Annotated in this window: 2 protein-coding genes and 2 tRNA genes; 3 read left to right on the top strand and 1 reads right to left on the bottom strand. The window is 65.0% G+C overall.

Features of this window, described 5'->3' with window-relative positions; translation table 11 throughout:
- The first annotated feature begins 45 nt into the window (after positions 1-45).
- Positions 46-122, top strand: a tRNA-Met gene (locus tag ACYPYD_RS07910).
- 636 nt (positions 123-758) lie between these two features.
- On the opposite strand, the gene ACYPYD_RS07905 is transcribed toward ACYPYD_RS07910, so the two are convergent.
- Positions 759-832 (bottom strand) — tRNA-Gln (locus ACYPYD_RS07905).
- Positions 833-987: 155 nt separating this feature from the next.
- On the opposite strand from ACYPYD_RS07905, the gene ACYPYD_RS07900 reads away from it, so the two are divergent.
- Positions 988-2,352 carry a Ppx/GppA phosphatase family protein gene (locus ACYPYD_RS07900; protein WP_459662699.1) on the top strand — a complete coding sequence of 455 codons (1,365 nt, stop codon included), beginning with the start codon at positions 988-990 and terminating at the stop codon, positions 2,350-2,352.
- Positions 2,349-3,029, top strand: coding sequence for an RlmE family RNA methyltransferase (locus ACYPYD_RS07895; protein WP_008833541.1), 681 nt, complete (start codon positions 2,349-2,351; stop codon positions 3,027-3,029). The genes ACYPYD_RS07900 and ACYPYD_RS07895 overlap by 4 nt, the downstream gene beginning before the upstream one ends.
- Positions 3,030-3,597 lie beyond the last annotated feature (568 nt).

Raw genomic sequence — 3,597 nt, 5'->3', positions numbered from 1 at the left:
GACAAACAAAACACTCCCGGGCTGAAAACCAGCCCCATATGGTGACGCGGGGTGGAGCAGCCCGGTAGCTCGTCAGGCTCATAACCTGAAGGTCGTAGGTTCAAATCCTACCCCCGCAACCACCGTTACAACGACTTAGCAAGCACGCACACCTAAGCGAGCGGGAAGCCGTGTCCGCAGCAGGTCCGTTTTTCCCCGCACATTTTTCTGAGCAGCACAACGCCCGCACCGCTCGTTAAAGGCAGTGCAGGGGCGTGTGCCAGCGTCTCTAAGATGAGGAGCGGGCGTACCTTCCCGTCATCCCCGCAAAGGCAGAAATCGCAGGCAGGGAGACCGCCTTCGGAGGACCTGCCCCGCCTCTGTGTCGCCATCGCCAACTATCGCCTCAAGAGTACCCGCCGTCGCGGAGCAGGTCAGGGAGGTGACTAAGGCGGTGCTGTCCATGTCTGTCCGGAAATTTGTGCTCAGTACGTTTCGGCGCAGAGCATTCATCGTACGCATCCGGCGCATGATGACATACGCCAGGCATAGCCGAGACGATTGCCGGCATAAGCCGACTGGTGATCCACGCGCGCCCATCATCGCTTGAGCGGGAGAACGAGCAGCCGTATCAGCGCAAAGCCGTCATAGGCTCGCCCTCGACGCCGCACAGTAGCTGGCAGATCCTGCAAAGCGGGTAGGAGAGCCAGCAGCGACACTCGGCGCGGACGTCATTCGTCGCAGCGGGCCAAGTTCGTTTCATGGATGTATGGAGAGATTGGATGCCCCGCGAGGATTCGAACCTCGATAGACGGAATCAGAATCCGTAGTCTTACCATTAGACGACGGGGCATCGGGAGGCGTCCCACTAGCGGCGGTCGTGATTCGGGTCAAGCACCTTGATGCACTAAAAAACCGCTGCCCTTGCCGGTTGGCGCGCGGGGCGTTAGCATCGCTTTCAGGTGCCCGCCCGATCGGCGGGAAGACATTAGAACGAGTATCGAATTTATGGCGGACCACGATCCGCCGGTTGCCAAAGTCGAAGTGTCCGGAACAGCCAAGGTGACGGGTCGTCCGTCGCGGCGGCGCAAGGGTAGAAGGGGCAAGGCGAAGGCGTCTGCAAGTTCCCAGTCCAGCCCTCAGCCGTCCGGCACGAAAGCCAAGGGGAAGGCGCGCCCGAAAGGCAGCGCTACCAAACCCGAGGCAGCCAAGGCGCCGCGCGTAGAAAAGACAGCCGCACCGCCCGCACAGGCGCCGACGCAGCCGGTTCGTCCGGTTTCTTCGATGGCCGCCCCTTCGATGGCCGTCCCCGTGGGGCAGCCCGGGGGGCAGGGTTCGGGGCGCCAGGCCTATGCGGCGATCGATCTCGGCACGAACAACTGCCGCCTGCTCATCGCGCGGCCCTCGGGCGAGAATTTCACGGTGATCGACGCCTTCAGCCGCGTCGTGCGGCTCGGCGAGGGCATCGCGCAGTCCGGGCGCCTGTCCGACGCGGCGATGGAGCGCACGCTGGCCGCACTGCGGGTCTGCGCGGACAAGCTGATGCGCCGCAACGTCTATCTCGCCCGCTCGGTCGCCACGGAGGCGTGCCGCCGCGCGACCAACGGGCCGGAATTCATCGAACGGGTGCGGGAGGAAACCGGCATCCATCTCGACATCATCTCCGCGCGTGAAGAAGCGCGCCTGGCGGTGCTGGGCTGCCACGTGCTGCTGGAGGACGGCTTCGGTCCGGCGATGATCTTCGATATCGGCGGCGGCTCGACCGAACTGGTGCTGATCGAGAGCACCGGCACCGTTCCGCGCATCCTCGACTGGCAGAGCGTGCCCTGGGGCGTCGTCTCGCTCACCGAAAGCTGCGGGCCGGAAGGCACGACGCAGGCGGAACGCCTCGAACGGTATCGCCACATGCACAGCCTGGTGGCGGAGAGCTTCTCCGCGTTCTCCAAGCGCGTCGGTCCGGCGCGCGAGAGCGCCAGCCAGGAGGGGCCGTTGCGCCTGCTCGGCACCAGTGGCACCGTCACCACGCTCGCCAGCTTGCATCTCGAACTGCCGCAATACGACCGGCGCATGGTCGACGGGCTGATTGTGCCCGCCGAATCGATGCGCGGGATCAGCACGCGCCTGTCCTCCATGGCGATCGAGGAGCGGCGCGAGCTCAACTGCATCGGGCGTGAGCGGGCGGACCTCGTGGTCGCCGGCTGCGCCATCCTCGAAGCGATCCTCGACCTCTGGCCGGCCGCGCGGCTTGGGGTTGCCGACCGCGGCATCCGCGAAGGCATTTTGCGCAGCCTGATCGCCTCGCACTCGCCGGGTCCGGCAACTGGAATTAGAAACATGACCGACACCATCCGTAACGCAGTCCACGCCCGATGAGCCGCTCCGGCCGCGATCCCGGCGAGCGGCTCAAGACCGCCAAGAAGCGCTCGACAAGTTCGGCGCGCTGGTTGACGCGTCAGCTCAACGACCCTTACGTGAAGAAGGCCAAGGCCGACGGCTATCGCAGCCGCGCCGCCTACAAGCTGCTGGAACTCGACGAGAAATTCGAGCTGTTCAAGGGCGTGGAGCGCGCCGTCGATCTCGGTATCGCACCGGGAGGGTGGAGCCAGGTGCTGCGCCTGAAGCGGCCCAAGGCGAAGATCGTCGGCATCGATCTCCTGCCCACCGACCCCATCGAGGGGGTCACCATCTTCGAGATGGATTTCATGGCGGACGCGGCCCCGGCGGCACTCGACGCGGCGCTGGAGGGAGCGCCGGACCTCGTGTTGTCGGACATGGCGGCGAACACCGTGGGGCACAAGCAGACCGACCATCTGCGCACCATGGGCCTGGTTGAAACGGCGGCGGACTTCGCCATCCAGTACCTGGCACCCGGCGGGACGTTCCTGGCCAAGGTGCTGGCCGGGGGGACGGACACGCAGCTTCTCGCGCTGCTCAAGAAGCACTTCACCAGCGTCAAGCACGCCAAGCCGCCCGCCAGCCGCAAGGATTCGTCCGAGTGGTATGTCATCGCCAAGGGCTTCAAGGGGCGCGGCGAAGCGGTTGAGGATTGACATTTATCGCCAAATAGGTTATATGGCCCGACATCCGATCCGGCGATGATCACGCCGGAGAGGTGTATCGGGTCGGCGTCGTGGGCCGGGATGCGGTTTCAGCCGCGATCGCGCAAACCACGCGTCCATCGAAGACCCGGACTGTCTCTGCGCTACCGGAAACGCCGTCCATACGTTCCTGCGACACACGGCAGGACTTGGGACGGCCATCCCGGATAGCCGTCGGCCGATAACGATGCGAACCCTAACGACGGCCACATGGGACTTTCCGATGGAATACAGGTCGAGCCGGGCTGCACCGTGAGTTACCCGGCCACTCGCCAGAGCTTCACGGAAAACAAACCCCCGCGTCCCTGCTTGGACGCTCCCGACGCCGACCCGATGTTCTCGGACTTGCGTTGATTTCCCCGGCGTAATGGCCCGCACTCGCCAGCGGGTGTTTTTGCGTGCGCTGACTGCACCCACACCCCCGTCATCCCAGCGAAGGCTGGGACCGCTGGCCTGTTACGGCCAACCATCGTCAGGACGCCTTGACGAGGGCACGGTTTTACGCGGCCAGCGGTCCCAG

It is taken from the genome of Novosphingobium sp. 11B, from assembly GCF_054589055.1.
This window is presented reverse-complemented; position numbering and strand designations above follow the sequence as displayed.